Source organism: uncultured Oceanisphaera sp. (genome assembly GCF_947495715.1).
GTDB classification, from domain to species: Bacteria; Pseudomonadota; Gammaproteobacteria; order Enterobacterales; family Aeromonadaceae; genus Oceanimonas; species Oceanimonas sediminis.
Window position 1 is genome coordinate 101536 of record NZ_CANLZU010000011.1, and the last position, 19308, is coordinate 120843.

General features: G+C 59.3%; 17 protein-coding genes. 7 read left to right on the forward strand and 10 right to left on the reverse strand.

Annotation, left to right across the window (positions count from 1 at the left end; translation table 11 throughout):
* Nucleotides 1-114: 114 nt before the first annotated feature.
* The 3 genes from zur to Q0753_RS08660 all read left to right on the forward strand — a co-directional run bounded on the left by zur (nucleotide 115) and on the right by Q0753_RS08660 (nucleotide 1751).
* Nucleotides 115-564 (forward strand): zinc uptake transcriptional repressor Zur, encoded by a 450-nt coding sequence (zur, locus tag Q0753_RS08650; protein WP_298719500.1) that lies wholly within the window; start codon nucleotides 115-117, stop codon nucleotides 562-564.
* Between the two features lie 36 nt (nucleotides 565-600).
* Nucleotides 601-807 carry a hypothetical protein gene (locus tag Q0753_RS08655; RefSeq protein ID WP_298719502.1) on the forward strand — a complete coding sequence of 69 codons (207 nt, stop codon included), beginning with the start codon at nucleotides 601-603 and terminating at the stop codon, nucleotides 805-807.
* 68 nt (nucleotides 808-875) lie between these two features.
* Nucleotides 876-1751: a bile acid:sodium symporter gene (locus Q0753_RS08660; protein WP_298719503.1), complete on the forward strand. Its 876-nt coding sequence runs from the start codon at nucleotides 876-878 to the stop codon at nucleotides 1749-1751.
* 84 nt (nucleotides 1752-1835) lie between these two features.
* Here the strand turns inward: Q0753_RS08660 and alr are convergent, their stop codons facing one another.
* Nucleotides 1836-2924, reverse strand: a complete 1089-nt coding sequence (alr, locus tag Q0753_RS08665) for an alanine racemase (RefSeq protein WP_298719505.1) — start codon at nucleotides 2922-2924, stop codon at nucleotides 1836-1838.
* Between the two features lie 9 nt (nucleotides 2925-2933).
* Nucleotides 2934-4328 carry a replicative DNA helicase gene (gene dnaB / locus Q0753_RS08670; protein ID WP_298719507.1) on the reverse strand — a complete coding sequence of 465 codons (1395 nt, stop codon included), beginning with the start codon at nucleotides 4326-4328 and terminating at the stop codon, nucleotides 2934-2936.
* Nucleotides 4329-4606: 278 nt separating this feature from the next.
* Between dnaB and Q0753_RS08675 the strand changes: the two genes are divergently transcribed.
* On the forward strand, nucleotides 4607-5476 hold the full coding sequence (locus Q0753_RS08675) for a TIM44-like domain-containing protein (RefSeq protein ID WP_298719509.1): 870 nt from the start codon (nucleotides 4607-4609) through the stop codon (nucleotides 5474-5476).
* A gap of 583 nt (nucleotides 5477-6059) precedes the next feature.
* Here Q0753_RS08675 and Q0753_RS08680 read toward each other — a convergent pair.
* The 5 genes from Q0753_RS08680 to prfC all read right to left on the reverse strand — a co-directional run bounded on the left by Q0753_RS08680 (nucleotide 6060) and on the right by prfC (nucleotide 12511).
* Entirely contained in the window at nucleotides 6060-7277 is a 1218-nt protein-coding gene (locus Q0753_RS08680; RefSeq protein ID WP_298719511.1) for a phosphopentomutase, read from the reverse strand.
* A gap of 76 nt (nucleotides 7278-7353) precedes the next feature.
* Nucleotides 7354-8133 (reverse strand): deoxyribose-phosphate aldolase, encoded by a 780-nt coding sequence (deoC, locus tag Q0753_RS08685; protein WP_298719513.1) that lies wholly within the window; start codon nucleotides 8131-8133, stop codon nucleotides 7354-7356.
* Between the two features lie 44 nt (nucleotides 8134-8177).
* Nucleotides 8178-9461 (reverse strand): NupC/NupG family nucleoside CNT transporter, encoded by a 1284-nt coding sequence (locus Q0753_RS08690; protein ID WP_298719515.1) that lies wholly within the window; start codon nucleotides 9459-9461, stop codon nucleotides 8178-8180.
* Between the two features lie 170 nt (nucleotides 9462-9631).
* Nucleotides 9632-10399: a TatD family hydrolase gene (locus Q0753_RS08695; RefSeq protein ID WP_298719517.1), complete on the reverse strand. Its 768-nt coding sequence runs from the start codon at nucleotides 10397-10399 to the stop codon at nucleotides 9632-9634.
* Nucleotides 10400-10921: 522 nt separating this feature from the next.
* Nucleotides 10922-12511, reverse strand: a complete 1590-nt coding sequence (prfC, locus tag Q0753_RS08700) for a peptide chain release factor 3 (RefSeq protein WP_298719519.1) — start codon at nucleotides 12509-12511, stop codon at nucleotides 10922-10924.
* Between the two features lie 220 nt (nucleotides 12512-12731).
* Here prfC and Q0753_RS08705 point away from each other — a divergent pair, with 220 nt between their 5' ends.
* The 3 genes from Q0753_RS08705 (at nucleotide 12732) to fabG (ending at nucleotide 16149) form a co-directional block, all read left to right on the forward strand.
* Nucleotides 12732-13364 (forward strand): tRNA-uridine aminocarboxypropyltransferase, encoded by a 633-nt coding sequence (locus Q0753_RS08705; protein ID WP_298719522.1) that lies wholly within the window; start codon nucleotides 12732-12734, stop codon nucleotides 13362-13364.
* A gap of 427 nt (nucleotides 13365-13791) precedes the next feature.
* Entirely contained in the window at nucleotides 13792-15075 is a 1284-nt protein-coding gene (locus tag Q0753_RS08710) for a urate hydroxylase PuuD (RefSeq protein WP_298719524.1), read from the forward strand.
* 321 nt (nucleotides 15076-15396) lie between these two features.
* Nucleotides 15397-16149, forward strand: coding sequence for a 3-oxoacyl-ACP reductase FabG (fabG, locus tag Q0753_RS08715; protein ID WP_298719526.1), 753 nt, complete (start codon nucleotides 15397-15399; stop codon nucleotides 16147-16149).
* Between the two features lie 86 nt (nucleotides 16150-16235).
* Here the strand turns inward: fabG and Q0753_RS08720 are convergent, their stop codons facing one another.
* From Q0753_RS08720 to Q0753_RS08730, 3 genes are read right to left on the reverse strand one after another with little or no spacing between them, the layout of a single operon-like run.
* Nucleotides 16236-17720 carry an ABC transporter permease gene (locus Q0753_RS08720; protein WP_298719528.1) on the reverse strand — a complete coding sequence of 495 codons (1485 nt, stop codon included), beginning with the start codon at nucleotides 17718-17720 and terminating at the stop codon, nucleotides 16236-16238.
* A 10-nt stretch (nucleotides 17721-17730) separates the two neighbouring features.
* A complete protein-coding gene (locus Q0753_RS08725; protein WP_298719530.1) occupies nucleotides 17731-18420 on the reverse strand; it encodes an ATP-binding cassette domain-containing protein in 690 nt (229 codons plus the stop codon).
* Nucleotides 18421-19305, reverse strand: coding sequence for a putative selenate ABC transporter substrate-binding protein (locus tag Q0753_RS08730; protein ID WP_298719532.1), 885 nt, complete (start codon nucleotides 19303-19305; stop codon nucleotides 18421-18423).
* Between the last annotated feature and the right edge of the window lie 3 nt (nucleotides 19306-19308).

Below are 19308 nucleotides of genomic sequence, written 5' to 3' on the forward strand. Positions count from 1 at the left end.
CCAAAGAGCCGGGCATTATACCCAAGCTGGCTCACAGACCCAACCTTGATCGGGTGAAGGCGGATCCGGCTGTGGTAAGATGCGACCAGAAGTCATTAAAGGTCATCATCATTCATGTCGATTCAACACCAGCTTGAGCGTGCCGAGCAATTGTGTCAGCAGCGTGGCGTGCGTTTTACCCCCACCCGCCGCCACGTTTTTACCCTGATGGCCGGGCACAAGGGTGCGGTCAGCGCCTACGATTTGCTGGACCGGCTCAAGGAGCTGGAGCCCAACGCCAAGCCGCCCACCGTGTACCGGGCGCTGGACTTTTTGCTGGCGCAGGGGTTCGTACACAAGGTGGAATCGCTCAATGCCTTTTTGTTCTGTGATCATTTTGCCGAGCATCACCCCATGCAGTTGCTGATTTGTACCCACTGCGGCCAGGTGGTCGAGCTGCACGACGAAGCCATCAACAATGCGTTCGAGCATCAGGCCCGATTACACGGCTTTGCCATCACCAGCCAATCCATCGAGGCGCATGGTCATTGCCAACAGTGCCAGGCGGAACATTCGAACTGCTGATATAGTTAATGCATTCCATCTCGACAAGGATGCACGATGGGTACGCTAATCAAAGGACTGTTACTGCTGCTGGTCGCCTTTTTACTGGCGAGCGAGGTCAACATGAGTACCTCGCTCTACCGCTACCAAGATAACCAGATTGAAATCACCTTCCCGGTCTGGCAGACCGATACTCCCTGGTATTATCTGAAATGGAACCCGGCCAAGAACGAGTTTATTCATCGTCGTGGATCCGAATCATGATCCGGATCAGCCCATAAAACACCGGCCATGCTACCCTCGCCTGTTGTTCATCAACAACTGTCGAGGCCATGGCCCCTGTGCTGACCATACTGTTGCCCCTGATGCTGGCGCTGATGACCCTGGTGATGGGCATGACGCTGGAAACTCGCCACTTTAGCCGCTTGCGCCAGAAACCTCGGCCTCTGGTATTGGGGCTGGCGATGCAATGGGGATTGCTGCCGCTGCTGGCCTGGTTACTGATCGTGACCCTGGAACTGCCCACCAGCACTGCGGCGGCGTTGATCCTGATTAGCGCCGCGCCCGGCGGCGCCACCTCCAATATGTTCAGCTTTCTGGCCGACGGCGACACCGCCCTTTCCGTCAGCCTGACCGCATTTGTCGGCCTGCTGGCCCCGCTGTGGATGCCGGTGGCCATCATGATCCAGTTACCCTGGCTCGGCATCGACAGCGGCACCCTGGCGCTCCCCCTTGGGCCGACCATGGCGCAGCTGGCCTTGATCTGCATCGTGCCGGTGGTGGCCGGCATGATGATTCGCCGCTACCACCGCACCTGGGTGGATCGGCATCAACCTCGCCTGAAACAGCTGGTCGGGTTTCTGTTCATGCTGCTGCTGCTGGCGCTGGTGGCCCGCAACCTGCAGCAGCTGCCATCGCTGCTGGGTCGCTCGGCGCTGGCCATGTTGCTGCTGTGCGCCCTGGCGCTGAGCGCGGGCTACCTGCTGGCCTGGCTGGCCCGCTGCCCGGCGGCAAGCTGCCGCAGTCTGGCGTTTGAAGTCGGCATTCAGAACGGCGCCATCGCCATTCTGGTGGCCTATACCCAACTGGGATCCGACGAGCTGGCGATGATGGCGCTGCTGTACGGCATTCTGATGAACCTGCCGGCGCTATTGCTGCTGGCCTGGTTTCGATCTCGGACACCGACGCCCTTGTTCAGCCGTCAATAACCCTATTACCACAGACGTAAGCAGGTACAAAAAAGGCCAGCCCGTGCATGCACCGAGCTGGCCTTTTGGCACCCAACGGCGGCGTCAGTCGACGTATTCGAGTCGAGGACGCGCCGTCATGCGGGTGACCAGCTCGTAGGCGATGGTGCCTATGTGACGGGCCACTTCTTCCGCCGCCAGGCCTTCGCCCCACAGCAGCACCTCATCACCCACCTGGTCGGTGGCATCCGGACCCAGATCGACGGTGGCCATGTCCATCGACACCCGGCCCGCCAGCGTGACCCGGCGACCGTTGATCAGCACCGGGGTGCCGGCAGGTGCCATGCGCGGGTAGCCGTCGCCGTAACCGACCGCAATCACCCCGATCCGGGTATCGCGCGGGCTGACCCAGGAGCCGGCATAGCCCACCGGCTCCCCGGCCTTGTGCTCGCGCACGGCAATCAGGCTGGTGGTAAAGTTCATCGCCGGACGCAGCCCGAAATCGGTGCCCTGCCGATCGCCAAACGGGGTAATGCCATAGAGCATGATACCGGGACGAATATAGTCGGCGTGGGCATCGGGAAAGGCGATAACGCCGGCAGAGTTGCACAGGGCGGTATGCTTGACCTTACCGGCGGTCACCTGCTTGAAGCGAGCAATCTGCGCCTCGGTCACCGCCTGCTGCTCTGGCTCGTCGGCCCGGGCGAAGTGGGTCATGGCATTCACCGGCTGCACCACCTGAGCGATGGCCGCCAGCCGGGCAAAGACTTCATCGGCCTGCTCGGGGGAAAACCCGACACGGTGCATGCCCGAGTCTATTTTCACCCACACCGTCACCGGTGCCGCCAACGGCGTCTGTTCCAGTGCCTCGAGCTGGGCATACTGATGAATGCAGAGGTGGAAGTTGTTCAGCGCAGAGAATTCAAGCTGGGCCGAGTTGAAAAACCCTTCCAGCAGCAGAATCGGCTGGCGAATGCCGCCGGCACGCAACTTTTGTGCTTCTTCAAACCGGGCCACCGCAAACAGGTGGGCGTCGTCCTTGAGCGCCGCCGCCACGGTCAAATCGCCGTGGCCATAGGCATTGGCTTTCACCACCGCCATGGCTTTGGCCGTGGGTGCCAGCTGCCTGGCTACTTGCAGGTTATGCCGAACTGCTTCCAGACTGATGCGGGCCACCGCCCCATGTGCATCCATCTCTGCTCCTTAATAGTCATCATCGAAATCCGGTCCGGCATAGTTATCGAAGCGGGAAAACTGCCCCTGAAACGTCAGCCGAACCTTGCCTATGGGTCCGTTCCGTTGCTTGCCGATGATGATTTCGGCGATGCCTTTCTCCGGCGTGTCGTCGTGATAGACCTCGTCCCGGTAGATAAACATGATCAAGTCGGCATCCTGCTCGATAGAGCCGGACTCCCGCAGATCCGAGTTAACCGGCCGCTTGTCGGCCCGCTGCTCCAGGCTTCGGTTAAGCTGGGACAGCGCAATCACCGGTACCTTCAACTCCTTGGCCAGCGACTTGAGCGAGCGGGAGATCTCGGCGATTTCCAGCGTACGGTTATCGGACAGACTGGGCACCGTCATCAATTGCAGATAGTCGATCATGATCATGCTGATGCCGCCGTGCTCCCGCGCCACGCGCCGGGCACGGGAACGAACTTCGGTGGGTGTCAGGCCGGAAGAGTCATCGATATAGAGCTGACCTTTTTCCAGCAGCATGCCCATGGTTGAAGACAATCGAGCCCAATCTTCATCATCCAGCTGCCCGGTCCGTATGCGGGTTTGATCGATACGTCCCAGGGAAGCAAGCATCCGCATAATAATCTGCTCAGATGGCATTTCCAAGGAGAATATGAGTACAGGTTTGTCACTTGTTAGTGCAGCGTGCTCACAAAGGTTCATTGCAAAAGTCGTTTTACCCATAGAAGGTCGGGCTGCCACTATAATCAGGTCCGAAGACTGGAAGCCCGCAGTTTTTTTATCCAAATCCGAGTAACCGGAAGACACACCGGTAATGCCCTGATGGGGATTTTTATATAACTCTTCGATACGATCTATGGTCTTTTCGAGCAACACCCGCAGCGGTTGCGGCCCCTCGTTGGCATTGGTGCGGCTTTCGGCAATCTTGAATACCTTGGTTTCGGCCAGATCCAGCAGCGCGGTGGAGTCACGCCCCTGCGGATCGAAACCGGCCTCGGCAATCTCGTTGGCCACCGAGATCATTTCCCGTACCACGGCCCGCTCGCGCACTATGTCGGCATAGGCACCGATGTTGGCGGCGCTGGGGGTATTCTTGGCAATTTCCACCAGATAAGAGAAGCCGCCGACCGTATCCAGCGACTCGTGCCGTTCCAGCTCTTCCTGCACCGTGATCAAGTCGATCGGATTACTGAGCTGGCTCAGCCGCTGCATGGCCTGAAAGATAAGCCGGTGCGGCCGACTGTAAAAGTCCGGTTCCGAGACCTTTTCCGCCACTCGATCCCAGGCATTGTTATCCAGCAGCAGCCCACCCAATACGGACTGTTCCGCCTCGAAGGAGTGAGGCGCCATCTTCAGCTGGGCCACGGCCTGATCGGCTTTGGTGACGGTTTTCTCGCTCATCGGTTCTCTCTCTGGTTTGGCAGCAGACCCTATTATCAGGATTTTTCATCGGCTCTGAAAGGCCCATTCTTGTCTCTGCACTCGGCAATAGCCACGCAATCTCGCCGCAAGGTCGATGTCGTATCGCTGCCATGCTGTTCCGGGATCGGAATGACCGGCATCATCCGCAGCCGTCACCGTTCGCCCGGGTCAGGCAGACTGGGGCTTTATTAATCACCAGTTGACATAACATGTCGCTGCTTTAGGATGTTGCCTGTCTGTCACTCAAGGAAACTACAATGCGTAAACTTCTTGCCCTGTTTACCCTGATTTTCGCCGTTGGCATCACTGCCACCGCCTTTGATGCCGAGGCCCGTAAAATGGGTGGCGGCAGCCGTTCCGTCGGCAAATCCTACAAAACCGCGCCCAGCCAGCCGGCTGCCCAGCAACAAACCGCGGGTAAAAACACCGCCGGCCAGACCCAGCAACCGAAAAAATCGGGCCTGATGGGTGGTCTGCTCGGTGGCCTGCTGGCCGGTGGCATGCTGGCCTGGCTGATGGGCTCTGGCGCCTTCGAGGGGTTCCAGATCATGGACTTCCTGATGATAGCGGGTCTGGCCTTTGCCGGCGTCATGGTGTTCAAGGCTTTGCGCAAGAACAAGGCGCCGGCCCCCAGAGCGGCCTACAACGGCCCGCAGCAGTTTGAAGCACCCAAGCCGTTTAACGCGCCCGGTCAGTCTGCTACCGGTGGCAACGCCGCTTCCGGCTTTGCGCCCAGCGATGTACCCTTCGACCTGCCTCAGGGCTTCGACATGCAGGCGTTTCTGCAAGGCTCTCGCGAGCACTATCGCACCCTGCAGCAAGCCTGGAACCAGAACGATCTGGAGAAGATTCGCGAATACGTGACGCCCGAGCTGTTTGCCGAGCTGAGCCAGGAACGCGCCAAGCTGAGCGGTGACCAGCACACCGAGGTGATGTTTGTGGATGCCGAACTGGTACGCGCCGACCACACCTCTTATCAGGCCCAGGTCAGCATCCAGTTCAGCGGTCGCTACCGCGACAGCAGCGAAGGCGTTGAGCAGGACATTCGCGAGGTATGGCACCTGGAACGCGATCTGACCAAGGACAATGCGCCCTGGTTGATCGTCGGTCTGGAAGACAACGCCTAAGCGTTACAGCTACTGAATGACAAAGGCGCCTGCGGGCGCCTTTTCTGTTTGGCGGGTAAAGTCCGTTATACCAATCTGTAAAACTAACTGATCTATTTGGCTGCCCCGAAAAGGTCGAACGAAGGGTCGACTCCACCGACACGCTGAACCGCATCCCTGCGACGCTCAGCACATGACGTCCTGTCATGTGATGGTCGGTAGAGTTGAACCCTTCATCCGCCCCTCTGCTGCGGCGTCGCCTGTGGGAGCGCCCTGCAGACAACTCAGTACTTGAGGAGAGGCAACAGAGATCGGCTCCCGCGACCGTGAAATGCCAGGGATGGCATTTTCCGAGCCCCCATGGATGGGTTTACGGCGTGTCGCGGGAGGTGACTCTGTTTCCTCGAGTATTCAGTTTTAAACTAGATCATATTTTTACTTAGATTGGTATAAATCGGACAATGGGCCCGCGCGCCATAGTGTCATCATTCGGTCGAATGAATTCGACCTACGGAAAACAGCACACTGGCGGCCAGCATGCGGGCAGATTGTCAGCTCCCTTTGTCCGAGGTGTGAACAGCCCACTGGTTTGCTCCGGTAGGCATTACAAAAACGAGGTGCCGTAATCCATCGGGCTGGTGCCGAAGTAATGGGCCAGACTCTGGCCGATGTCGGCGAAGGTGTCTCGCCCGCCGAGCGTCCCCGGCCTGAGTCCGCCGCCGAGGCAGATCACCGGCACATGTTCGCGGGTATGTTCGGTGCCGGGCCAGGAGGGATCACAGCCGTGATCGGCAGTCATGATCAGCAGATCCTCCGGCTGCAGCCGCGCCAGCAGTTCGGGCAAACGGCGATCAAAGGCTTCCAGCTCGGCGGCATAGCCGGCGACGTTGCGTCTATGACCGAAGCTTGAGTCAAAGTCGACGAAGTTGGTCATGATCAGGGTCTGATCCCCGGCTTCTTCCAGCGCGTTCAGGGTGGCCTCGAACAAGGCATCCAGCCCGGTGGCCTTGATCTTCCGGGTGATGCCGCAATGAGCGTAGATGTCGGCTATCTTGCCGATGGACACCACCTCGCCCTGTTTTTCCTCCACCAGCTTTTGCAGCACCGTCGGTGCCGGCGGCGCTATGCTGTAATCCCGCCGGTTGCCGGTGCGGGCGAAATCGGCGGCGCTGTTACCGATGAAGGGCCGGGCGATGACCCGGCCGATGTTGTAGGGCATCAGCAGCTCGCGGGCGATGTTACAGACCCGATAGAGCCGCTCCAGACCGAAGTGTTCTTCGTGAGCGGCAATCTGAAACACCGAGTCGGCCGAGGTGTAGCAGATAGGCTTGCCACTCTTGATGTGTTCTTCACCCAGTTGTTCGAGAATGGTGGTGCCCGAGGCATGGCAATTGCCCAGAATGCCGGGCAGCTGCGCCTGCTCGATCAGCGCATCGATCAACGACGAAGGAAAGCTGTGCTCGGGTTCGAGAAAATAACCCCAGTCGAACAGCACCGGCACCCCGGCCATCTCCCAGTGGCCGGACGGCGTGTCCTTGCCGGAAGACAGCTCTTGCGCGTAACCGTAACTGCCCACCACCTCGGTCGGCAGGGTCACGCCCTCGGCGAGCCGGCCGGTGCTGCTGGCATGGGCATGAAAAAGACCCAGCCGTGCCAGATTGGGCAGGCTCAGCGGCCCCTGACGACCCTGATTGGCCTTGCCGTTGGCGCAGGCGGCAGCTATATGGCCCAGGGTGTCGGCGCCTTCATCACCAAACCTGGAGGCGTCGGCGGCGGCACCGATGCCGAAGGAGTCGAGTACCAGCACAATGGCGCGTTTCATGTTTTCTCCTGTGACTTGTGGTCATTCAATGTCGGCCAGGCTTCAAACCCGGAGTCGACAAACCATCAAGACCGGCTCAGTAACCGGTTGCTTGCGTGTTCACATCATCGGCACCCAGGGTCTGCAGCAGGTTATTCAACAGGCTGGAGGCACCGAAGCGAACATGCCGGGGGCTGATCCAGTCCGGCCCCATGATGCGAGCCGCCAGGCGTAAATAGTGTTGGGCCTCTTCGGCGGTACGCACCCCGCCGGCGGCCTTGAAGCCGACTTCCCTTCCTGAATCGCGGATGGTCTGTAGCATCACCTCGGCCGCCGCCAGGGTCGCATTGACCGCCACCTTGCCGGTGGAGGTCTTGATAAAATCGGCACCACCCTCGATGGCAAGCTCGGCGGCGCGACGAATCATGACGGCGCTATTCAGCTCACCGCTTTCGATAATCACCTTGAGCTTCACCTCGCCACAGACGGCCTTGCAGGCGGTGACCAGCGCCAGCCCCAGCTGTTCGTTACCCGCCAGCAGGGTACGCCAGGGAAACACCAGATCCACCTCGTCGGCGCCGGCGGCTACCGCCGCTCGGGCCTCCCGCACGGCAACGTCGATATCGTCACCACCGTGAGGAAAATTAATGACGGTGGCAATCTTTATCTGCCCCGTCGATTCCGCCTCATTCAGGGTCTGGCGCGCCACACCGATAAAACGCGGGTAGACACAGACGGCGGCGACAGCACCAAACGGAGTCACCGCCGCTCTGCACAGGTCGGCCACCTTTTCATCGGTGTCGTCGTCATTAAGGCTGGTCAGATCCATCAGGCTCAGGGCCTGGCGGGCGGCAGCCTGCAATAGGGTGTCAGTCATCTTTTCTCCTGCCGTCATGTCATGACGATGTTGGCCCGGTGCAATTACTGCATTCCTGCCAGCGCCAGGAAGAAACCGGCGATGGTGGCGGACATCAGATTGGACAGGGTACCGGCCAGTACCGCCTTGAGGCCGAAACGGGCGATATCGTGTCGACGACCGGGCGCCATGCCGCCGAGGCCACCCAACAGAATGGCCACCGAGGCCAGGTTGGCAAAACCGCACAAGGCAAAGGAAATAATAGCCTTGGTATGATCAGACATCATCTGCCCGGTGCCTTCCACCAGCAGTTTGTTGTCGAGGTAGGGGGCAAAGTTGATATAGGCAACGAATTCGTTAAGCACCAGTTTCTGGCCGATGAAAGAGCCGGCGATAATCGCCTCTTCCCAGGGCACGCCGAGTAAAAAGGCCAGCGGCGCAAACAACCAGCCAAGCAACAGCTCCAGGCTCAGGCTCTCCATCCCCACCCAGCTACCGAGCCCGCCCAGCATGCCGTTAACCAGCGCAATAAGACCGATAAAGGCAAGCAGCATGGCCCCCACATTCACCGCCAGCCGCAGGCCGGAGCTGGCGCCGATGGCGGCGGCATCGATGATATTGGCGGGCCTTTCGTCTTGTTCCTGCTCAACCTGGTCCAGAGATTCATTGGTGGCGGGCATTTCGACTTCGGGCATGATCAGCTTGGCGAACAGCAGGCCGCCCGGCGCCGCCATGAAGGAAGCGGCAATCAGATACTCCATCGGCACCCCTATGGCCGCATAACCGGCCAGCACCGAGCCGGCCACCGAGGCCAGGCCGCCGCACATCACCGCAAACAGCTCGGAGTCGGTCATGTTGGCGATAAAGGGACGCACCACCAGCGGGGCTTCGGTCTGACCCACGAAGATATTGGCGGTAGCCGACAGCGACTCGGTGCGCGTGGTGCCCAGCAGCCGCTGCAAGGCGCCACCCAAAAGGCGGATCACCCATTGCATGATGCCAAGATAATAAAGCACCGCGATCAGCGAAGAAAAGAAGATAATGACCGGCAGCACCCGCAGCGCAAAAATAAAGCCCAGACCGCTGTTAGAGGCCGCCTCCCCCACCAGACCGCCAAACAGAAAGTTTATGCCGTCGTTGCCGTAGGCAATCACCTGGGTTACCCCGGCCGACAGTGACTGCAGCATCTCCTTGCCTATCGGCACGTACAGCACCAGAGCACCCAGCCCGGCCTGCAGGGCGAAGGCGCCGCCTACGGTACGCAGCCGAATGGCCGCCCTGTTGCTTGAGAACAGAATGGCGACAAACACCAACACCATCATCCCTACCAGACTCATGAGCAAGGTCATATCTCTATCCTTTCAGCGCCAGCCAGAACCGTCACCTTCATTCGACAGTCATTGTCATCTGGCTCAGCTTATACGAAGTCGTTGCTCACAGAATAGGTAACCGGCGGTAATAATCGATAAAAAAGTCAATAAAATTATCATGTTCAGAATGAGGCACTGCCAAAGCAGATTCAGCGCCAGCCGAACAGCCGGTTCACGTTGTCTTCCAACTGCCCGGCCAGGGTGGTCTGATCCTGCCGGCGCAACCCGGCCAGCGCGCTCAACACGCGTGGTAATTGTGCCGGGTGATTGGGTTGGCCCTGAAAACCGCACAATGGCATGTCCGGCGCATCGGTTTCCAGCACCAGGGCCTCCACCGGCATGGCGGCGATGGTCTTGCGGGTTTTACTGGCGCGCGGATAGGTGATGGTGCCGCCGATGCCAAGATGAATACCCAGCTTCCAGAACGCTTCGGCCTGCTGCAGAGAGCCGGAAAAGCCGTGCAGCACGCCCCCCACCGGCGGCGTACGGCGCAGCCATTTCAGCAGTTGATCGTGGGTTTTGTGGCTGTGCAGTATCACCGGCAACGCCCGCTCCCGGGCCAGCCTGAGTTGAGCATTGAGCGCCGCCTCCTGCTCGCTCGCCGACAGTGCCAGTGTGCCATCCAGCCCCATCTCGCCCAGGGCGACGCAGCGCGCGTCGGCCCGGTCCAGCGCCTGCTCCAGTTTTTTCTGCCAGCCGGCGGAGGCATCGGCCACCCACCAGGGATGCAGCCCCAACGCATAGTAAACACCGGGCAGCGAGGCACACAGTCCCGGCAGTGCCGGCCAGCGTGCTTCCTCCACCCCCGGTATCACCAGCCGGCGCACGCCCACGGCCTGCGCCCGCCGCCAATGGCCGACACGGTCGTCATCGAAGGCGGCAAAGTCGAAATGGCAATGGCTGTCGGTGAGATGCATGGGTAAGTCCTGGGTTTGTTTAGGTTCAAGCTTAATACCAGTCTAATTAAGCATCTGACCATCTTTTAAGCCCTAACTCCAGAGGCAACACAGCCACCTCCCACGACACGCTACGAGATATGACACTCATTGTTTCAACCTACTGCGAACATTCACTGGATGTTCGGTCAGGTTGAAACAATTCGTCGCGGCAAGACAAGCTTGCCCCATCTAAGCTCGGAAATGCCGTCCCTGGCATTTCACGGTCGTGGGAGCCGTTCTCTGTTACCTCTTTTTGAACTCCGAGTGGCCTGCAGACGATGCTAATAGACGATGCCGGTGCATAAAGGAGGACAAAGGGATCTGCTCAGCCGACCGTCACATGACAGGGATGTCATGTGCTGAGCGCCACAGGAATGTGCCTGAAGCGGGTCGGCGGAGCGGGCCCTTTGTTCTAGGATTATACGTCCATCAAACAGCTCTATTGTTTAATGAAAAAAAGCCCCGGCACAAAGGCCGGGGCTGTTATCGGGAGCGATTCGATCAGTGCTCGCGGGTCTTGCTGAACTGAATATTCGGGTAGCGTTCCTGCGCCAGGTTCAGGTTGACCATGGTGGGCGCTATGTAGCTGAGGTTGTCACCGCCATCCAGCGCCAGGTTGTTCGACACCTTGCGCCGGAACTCGTCCAGCTTCCTGGCGTCATCACAGTATACCCAGCGAGCGGTGGAGACGTTGACCGACTCGTACAGGGCGTCCACGTTATATTCGGACTTCAGTCGTGCCACCACCACTTCAAACTGCAGCACACCCACGGCGCCGACGATCAGGTCGTTGTTGTCGAGCGGGCGGAACAGCTGTACCGCCCCTTCTTCCGACAGCTGAACCAGGCCCTTGAGCAACTGCTTCTGCTTGAGCGGATCCCGCAGTCTGATGCGACGGAACAGTTCGGGGGCGAAGTTGGGAATGCCGGAAAACTTGATGTCTTCCCCCTGAGTGAAGGTGTCGCCAATCTGGATGGTGCCGTGGTTGTGCAGGCCGATGATATCGCCGGCGAAGGCTTCTTCTGCCCGCTCCCGATCGCCGGCCATGAAGGTCACCGCATCGGAAATGCTGATGGTCTTGCCCAGGCGCACATGCTTCATTTTCATGCCCTGGCTGTATTTGCCCGACACGATACGCATGAAGGCGATGCGGTCGCGGTGACGGGGATCCATGTTGGCCTGGATCTTGAACACGAAACCGGAAAACTTCTCTTCGCTCGCGTTCACCTCACGGTCATGGGTAGCACGCGGCATCGGCGCCGGCGCCCAGGTGCTCAGGCCGTCCAGCACATGATCCACACCGAAGTTGCCCAGGGCGGTACCAAAATAGACCGGCGTCAGTTCACCACGGAGAAACAGCTCGTGATCGAATTCGGTAGCGGCACCCAGCACCAACTCCAGCTCTTCACGCAAGTCGGCAATTTCTTTTTCATCCATCACCTCATCCAGCGCCGGATTATCGAGCCCCTTGATGATTTTCACATCCTGGATGGTATGCCCCTTACCCGGCTGATAGAGAATGACTTCATCGCGGTGCAGGTGATACACCCCCTTGAACCACTTGCCACTGCCGATGGGCCAGGTGATGGGCGCGCACATCATGTTCAGCTCGGTCTCGACTTCGTCCAGCAGCTCCATGGGATCGCGAATATCCCGGTCGAGCTTGTTGACGAAGGTGACGATGGGGGTGTCGCGCAGCCGGGTTACTTCCATCAGCTTGCGGGTTCTGTCTTCTACGCCCTTACCGCCGTCAATCACCATCAGGCAGGAATCCACCGCGGTCAGGGTGCGGTAGGTATCTTCCGAGAAGTCTTCATGCCCCGGGGTGTCGAGCAGGTTGATCAGGCAGTTGTTGTAGGGAAACTGCATCACAGAGGTGGTGACCGAGATGCCCCGCTCCTTTTCCATTTCCATCCAGTCGGACTTGGCATGCTGGTTGGAGCCCCGGCCCTTGACGGTACCCGCGGTCTGAATGGCATGCCCGTGCAACAGTACCTTTTCGGTGATGGTGGTCTTACCCGCATCCGGGTGCGAAATAATGGCGAAAGTACGGCGCTTGGCGACTTCCTGCTGGAATTGCGGTGATGACATGGTCGGCTTTCTTCTACTTTGATGAAGGAGTAAAGGGCAACGGTCGGCGCTTCACTCGGGGAACGACAGATAAAACGGAGGCTATTGTCCCCGATCCGCGCCGGATCCTCAATCGGCAGTTACGTTCAGCCTGCCTGAAAAGTCGATTTTATCACCGGCCTTCATCCCGGAACCGCTTGTCGTTATCATGCTCTTTTGTACTCGTGAAGCTCACCGTATCATGTCCCGATCCTACTGCCACGCCTGCCACCTGCCCCAGAGCGCCTGCCTGTGCGCGCATGTTTTGCCCCAGCCCTGCCCCTTGCCGGTGCTGATACTGCAGCATCCGCTGGAAGCCAGGCACGCCAAGAGCACGGTGCCCCTGTTGCGGCTGGCATTACCCGACATGCAACTGGCCATCACCGAATACCTGGATCCCCTGCCTCCACCGGCCAAGGGACGCTGGTGGCTGCTGTATCCCGATACTCATGCGCTGGATGTGGATGCCGAGGGAGCGACACTGCCGAAGGCCGACATCGGAGGATTGATCGTACTGGACGGCACTTGGCGCAAGACCCGCAGGCTGTTGCATCTCAACCCCTGGCTACGCGAACTGCCGGCCTTAAGCTTCAGCCAGGCACCGGCCGGCGAGTATGTCATTCGCAAGGGGCCCGGTGGCCAGGCACTGTCGACGCTAGAGAGTCTGGCTCATGTGCTGAACCGACTGGATACCGGTTTTGACCCGGCGCCATTACATCAGTTGCTCAAGGTCAGGGTCGCTCAGTTCAAGGCCCATCAAGCCCCTGCTAACGAGCTGGCCCAGCCCACGCAACGGCGATCGAGAAGCGGTACAGGGCAGGCCGACAAGATTTGATGCAACATGTAGCCATCTTCGATACATTTTTTTCGGAATTTAACTGCTCATTTGATCACAAGATCCGCTATTATTATGCCGCTTGGTTTCAACTGGGCATTTTTTAGCCTGAAACCGATTCCTGAACGCTTTCATCGAGGGCAATCACCAAGGCTTTGATATATATAGCTTTTACCTTTGTCGAAAACGTTAATTCAGGATTTGCAATAGGTTTAATATGATTTCACTGTTAAATAACATTGACATTCATCATATAATTGAAAAAAATCTACACACAAATTGTCAACATTTTGAATTTCAATCCGTACACAATTTGAACACGAGAAGGCAGCGCATGTGGTCTCAGCACCCGGCTCAACGCAAGCTGGGCATCTGTTTCGATGCGCTAGGGTCCCAACTAAAAATATGAAACAGAGAAGGTAAGACCATGGAAGCGTATCTGCTGGATTTTGGTAACTTATTAATAAGATGGCTGCACGTCATCGCAGCCATCGCATGGCTGGGTGAGTCAATTTACTTCGTTATGCTGGATAACGGCCTCAAGCCACCCAAGGGTGAAGCCTGTAAGAAAAAAGGCGTATTTGGTGAAATGTGGGCGGTACACGGTGGTGGTTTCTATCACAACCAGAAGTATGCAAGCAGCCCGGAAGATCTGCCGGAAGATCTGCACTGGTCATTCTGGAAGGCCTACACCACCTGGTTGTCAGGTTTTGGTCTCTTCACCCTGTTGTATCTGACCAAGCCGAGCTTCTACCTGGTTAATCACAACAGCCCGTGGGAATGGGCCGCCAACATGACCGGCACCCAGGCAAACATTGCCGCTCTGGCCTTCCTGGCGCTGGGTTGGATTGTGTATAACGAGCTGTGTAAGCGCATCAGCCCCAACATGACCCGCGATGGTATCCTGAGTGTTGCCGTTGCCGTGATGATGGTCGTGGTGGCTTACCTGAGCACGCACATCTTCTCTGGCCGTGCCGCCTTCCTGCTGACCGGTGCCGTTATGGCCACCGCCATGTCTGCCAACGTGTTCTTCTGGATCATCCCGGGCCAGCGCCGCATGGTTAATGCCATGAAGGCCGGTGAAAAACCAAACCCGATTGATGGTTTGCGTGGCAAGCAACGCTCGGTACACAACACCTACTTCACCCTGCCCGTTGTATTGCTGATGCTGAGTAACCACTACTCCTTCACCTTCACTCACTCGCTGTCCTGGGTGATCATGGTGCTGTTCATCTTTGCCGGTGCCTTGATTCGTCAGTACTTTGTATTGATGCACGGTGGCAAAATCCGTCCTGGTTACCCGATTGCCGGTGTGGCACTGATTCTGGTTGCCGTCTGGATTGGCGCTCCCAGCACTTCCAAGACCGTAGCGGCGCCTCAGGCTCCGGCTCAAAACAGTGCTACCGTGACCGACGCCGAACAGGCAGGTGACGCCGTGCAAGCAGTTGAAGGTGCGGCCTCTGGTGAAGTCACTCTGGCGCAAGTAGAAACCATCATGGACAACCGTTGCGTACAGTGCCACGCGGTCAACCCGACTCAGGCCGGCTTTGCCGCCGCCCCGCTGGGTGTGATACTGGACTCTGCCGAGCAGATTAAACTGCAGGCCGATCGCATCAAGCAGGTCGTTGCCAGCAAGTACATGCCGCTGGGTAACATGAGCGGCATGACCGACGACGAGCGCGCCATGATTGCCGCCTGGAACGGTCAGTAAGCTGAAAACGACGTAGCAACTCGCTAACGTTAAAAGGCCCGCATCATGCGGGCCTTTTTTATTGGCCGCCCGCCGGCACCCTGCACTTCCCGCCTCTCGGACTGACCATACGGTCATAAACGCCTTTCGCTTTTTCATTCGGCAACAACTACACTGCAGCGCACAATCGAAAGCACAGTGGCGACTAAAAACCGCTTGTCTTCAACATTAAATTAATATTATTTCGACCTCATTCAACAATGCGCCGCAAAATAAAGGGTAGACTCCAGAGTGGGCCATGAGTAACTGCCCCCTGTCACTCACACACAAGGACTCGCCAGCATGAATACGCCAAACCACGATATGAATGAAAAAATCTGTGTTGTCACCGGTGCCGCCAGAGGCCTGGGCCGCGCCATCAGTGAAACCCTGGCCCAGGCCGGTGCGGCACGCGTCTATGCCTGCGACATCAACATGGCACCGGCCGAAGACTGGATCGGCGACTACGCCAATATCACCGCCATTACCCTGGATGTATGCGACCCGGTCGCCCTGAGCGCCTTGAACAGCCGCATCATGGACGAACAGGGCCGGGTGGATGTGTTGGTCAACAATGCCGGTATCACCCGCGACGCCCTGCTCGAAAAAATGACCGAATCCGACTGGGATCGAGTGCTGGACGTCAATCTCAAGGGCGTATTCATGATGACCCAGGCCATGCTGCCGCTGATGAAGCTGCAGGCCAGGGGCAGCATCGTCAGCATCTCCTCCGTGGTGGGGACCGACGGCAACATCGGCCAGAGCAACTACGCAGCCAGCAAGGGCGGCATTATCGCCATGACCAAAGGCTGGGCGAAGGAGTTTGTCTACGGTGGCGCCCAGATCCGCGCCAACTGCATCGCCCCCGGCTTTATCAATACCGAGATGACCCAGGCGGTACCGGAAAAAGTGCTCGAGAAGATGACGGCCCGCATTCCGCTGGGCGCATTGGGTGAAGCGCAGGATATTGCCGAGGGGGTCTTGTTTCTGGCCAGCGACCGGGCCCGCTACATTACCGGCCAGGTGCTGAAGATAGACGGTGGCCTGGTGCTGTAACCACGAAAAAACTGGCCGGCAACCCGGTAACTAACGGGCCACGAGCCGGTTTATGACAAAAAGACGGCCATGAGCCGTCTTTTTAGTTACAGCATTTCGGCCCGGCTGCTCAGATGCAACCGACGCCGCAGCCGTCGCGCCAGCGAGTCCACCAGCATGTTCAGTCCGGCACAGACCAGCAGCAGCACCATGGCCCGGTCGAAACGGAATTCGCTGAATGCCGAGTCGATAAAAAAGCCCAGCGTCGGAATGCCCAGCATGCCGAGGATGGCGGTTTCCCTAATCAGATTTTCGAAGCGATACAGGCTGTAGGCCAGAAAGGCCCGGTACAAACGGGGCAATACCTCGAAGCAATACAGATTAAGCCCCCTGGGCGCGTCTTCACGCAACGTCAGGGTATTGAGGTGATGGCCGAGCAGGTGAGCGATGATGGCGCCGTTATGCAGCCCCAACGCCAGCACCGCCGGCAACATGCCCGGCCCCAGCAGCAGCATGCCGATAAAGGCCAGCAGGTATTCCGGCAAGGAGCGCATCAGCACCAGCCAGCCATGGCTGCCGGCGCGGGTCAGGCCATTGCCGAAGCGGCGTGAAATCGCCGGAAACCACAACAGCGCCAGCACGCCGGTCACCAGCAGCGCCAGCATGGCCAGCACCAGGGTATTGAACAAACCGGGCACGATTTGCTGCAGCCACAGCTCCTGCAGCCAGGGCAGCAGCCCGGCCCAGTCACCGTTGCGCAAGGGCGCAGGCACCACATCTTCGGTAAAGAAGCGCGCCATCAGCGACCCGTTCAGGCTGGCCACCGGCGGCAGCCAGAGCAGCGATGCCAGCAGATACAGCGGCACCAGCCTGGGCCTTAACCACCACTTGAGGGTAGCGATAAGCAGCACCAGGGCATAAAAGAAGCAGGCCGCCTCACCGTAATAGCCCTGCCGCAGCAAGGACTCCAGGTGATAACCCAGGGTCGGCAGACCGATAAAGCCCAGCACCGCCGAGCTGCGAATGCCACACTCCAGCCGGTAGCCGGTATAGGTGGCCATTTGCCGCCAGCACAGCGGCAACTGCACAAACAGCAGCCGCGAGGCCCAGCCCATTCCGGGTTCCAGCGCCTGCTCGGGTGACGGATCCGCCTCTTCAAACAGCTCGCCGTAGATCTTGGCGAAGGTGCCCGCATAGGGCAGCGCGATGGCCAGCATGCCGGCCGGGGCCGACAGCCCCAGCAACTGAATGAACAACAGCGCCCAGAACAGCTCGTGCACCGCCCTGAGCGACGCCGACAGCCGCCGAATGGCCGCGTGCCGATAGCCTGCCGCCAGCCCCAGGCCCAGTACGGCGCCCAGCGCCACGCCCTGCAGGGCAAAAGCCAGGGTGTTGGCGATGGCGCCGCCCAGCGTGGCCAGCGCCGGCAATTGCGGCTGCAATAATCCGGCGCCCAGCCGGGCAAGCTCACCCCAGGGATCCACCGCCGTGATCGACAAGTCGGCCCAGGGCAGGCACAGCAATGCCAGCAGCACCAGCAACAGGCTGCTGTGCACCATGGCGCGAGCGGGTTCCGGCCGAGCCTTCAGCATATGCGTTCCATCAACGCCATTGGTACTGGGTGTGCTGCTGATACAGGGTATGCAGTTGGCCCGCCGTCAGCGTATGGCTGGCGGCATCCAGCACCACTCGCCCCTCGCGCAGACCCACCACTCGCGTGCAGTGAGTGAGTGCCTGCTCCACGTTATGCAGCGCCAGCACCACGGTGTCGTGCCGGCGACAGATCAGCCGCAACAGCTCGTCGGCCTGGCGCTCGTCCAGTGCCGACACCGGCTCATCGCCGATGAAGATGGGCTTTTGCTGATACAGGGCCCGCCCCAGGCTGACCCGGCTCTGCTGACCGCCCGACAGCCGCTCGGCGGCAGCCCATAACTGGTGTTGCAAGCCCAGCTCCGCCGCCAGGGCGGTAATGTCTGCCTTGGGCTTCGCCAGCGGCCGCACCAGATTGGCCAGGTTGTACCAGAACGGGTGACGATTCAGCCGCCCCATGTAGATGTTGTGAAAGGCCGACAGCATGGGCACCAGTCCCGGCTGCTGCGGGCACCAGGCCACCTCGGCCGGGCGCAGCTCACGCAATCGACGCAGCAGGGTGCTCTTGCCGGTGCCGGACTCCCCCAGCAGGGCCACTTTTTCACCCCGGCGCAACTCGAGCGACAACTCGCGCAGCACCGGGCTGCCCGCATAGCCGAGGGACTCCTGCCGAAAGCGGAACAGACAGCTGTCGGCACTCATTTACTGGACGGGATCCATGATGCCGATGGCCACGGCGGTGTCACGAATGGGCGCGTAATCGGCGTTGGTAGCCTTGACGAAGCCGGAACGGGGAAAGGCTGCCAGCAGTGCCGGATCGGTCATTTCCAGCAGTGCCTGCTGTACTTTTTCCTTGAAGCCATCACCGAAGCGAGCATTCACATCGCCGCGAATGCTCCACTGGTAATCCGGGTAGCTTGGCGTGGACCAGATCACACCGACCTTGCTGTCGTCGATGTTGCCCTTGGCTTTTTCCGCATCCCACACCGCGTAGTTCACCGCACCCACTTCAAAGGCGCCGGACTGCACCAGGCTGATGGTGCGGTTGTGATCACCGGAAAAACCGACCCGGGAAAACAGCTGTTCCGGCGCCTGGCCGAAGTGCTGACGCAGGAAGAATTCGGGCATCAGACGGCCGGAGGTCGAGCCCTTGTCGCCGAAGGTAAAGCGCTTGCCGGCCAGTTCCGCTGGTAACTGCTCACTTGCGGTCAGACCCGTGCTGTGGTGGGCGATGATGTAGCTGACGAAGGTGGTGTCTTCCTTGCCCTGGGCGATGGCTTCGCTGCCGGGGACCAGTTCGCGTGCCTGCACACCGGTCAGGCCACCAAACCAGGCCAGCTGCACCTGATCGTTACGAAAGGCGCTCACCGCCGCCGGGTAGCTCTTTACCGGAATGTACTGCACTTCCACGCCCAGCTTGTCGGTCAGGTAATCGGCGATCTTGCCGAAACGCTCGGTCAGGTGGCGTTCGTCCTGATCCGGAATGGCGGTAAACACGAAGGGTTCGGCTTGCGCCGGTACCAGGGCACTCAGGCACAGGGCGGTGAGGCCCAGCAGACGGGTTCGAAGAGCAACGGCAATGGTCATGAT

Coding starts and splice junctions, on each gene's coding strand:
- zur (WP_298719500.1), top strand. CDS start 115: ATGTCGATTCAACACCAGCTTGAGCGTGCCGAGCAATTGTGTCAGCAG.
- Q0753_RS08655 (WP_298719502.1), top strand. CDS start 601: ATGGGTACGCTAATCAAAGGACTGTTACTGCTGCTGGTCGCCTTTTTA.
- Q0753_RS08660 (WP_298719503.1), top strand. CDS start 876: ATGGCCCCTGTGCTGACCATACTGTTGCCCCTGATGCTGGCGCTGATG.
- alr (WP_298719505.1), bottom strand. CDS start 2,924: ATGGATGCACATGGGGCGGTGGCCCGCATCAGTCTGGAAGCAGTTCGG.
- dnaB (WP_298719507.1), bottom strand. CDS start 4,328: ATGAGCGAGAAAACCGTCACCAAAGCCGATCAGGCCGTGGCCCAGCTG.
- Q0753_RS08675 (WP_298719509.1), top strand. CDS start 4,607: ATGCGTAAACTTCTTGCCCTGTTTACCCTGATTTTCGCCGTTGGCATC.
- Q0753_RS08680 (WP_298719511.1), bottom strand. CDS start 7,277: ATGAAACGCGCCATTGTGCTGGTACTCGACTCCTTCGGCATCGGTGCC.
- deoC (WP_298719513.1), bottom strand. CDS start 8,133: ATGACTGACACCCTATTGCAGGCTGCCGCCCGCCAGGCCCTGAGCCTG.
- Q0753_RS08690 (WP_298719515.1), bottom strand. CDS start 9,461: ATGACCTTGCTCATGAGTCTGGTAGGGATGATGGTGTTGGTGTTTGTC.
- Q0753_RS08695 (WP_298719517.1), bottom strand. CDS start 10,399: ATGCATCTCACCGACAGCCATTGCCATTTCGACTTTGCCGCCTTCGAT.
- prfC (WP_298719519.1), bottom strand. CDS start 12,511: ATGTCATCACCGCAATTCCAGCAGGAAGTCGCCAAGCGCCGTACTTTC.
- Q0753_RS08705 (WP_298719522.1), top strand. CDS start 12,732: ATGTCCCGATCCTACTGCCACGCCTGCCACCTGCCCCAGAGCGCCTGC.
- Q0753_RS08710 (WP_298719524.1), top strand. CDS start 13,792: ATGGAAGCGTATCTGCTGGATTTTGGTAACTTATTAATAAGATGGCTG.
- fabG (WP_298719526.1), top strand. CDS start 15,397: ATGAATACGCCAAACCACGATATGAATGAAAAAATCTGTGTTGTCACC.
- Q0753_RS08720 (WP_298719528.1), bottom strand. CDS start 17,720: ATGCTGAAGGCTCGGCCGGAACCCGCTCGCGCCATGGTGCACAGCAGC.
- Q0753_RS08725 (WP_298719530.1), bottom strand. CDS start 18,420: ATGAGTGCCGACAGCTGTCTGTTCCGCTTTCGGCAGGAGTCCCTCGGC.
- Q0753_RS08730 (WP_298719532.1), bottom strand. CDS start 19,305: ATGACCATTGCCGTTGCTCTTCGAACCCGTCTGCTGGGCCTCACCGCC.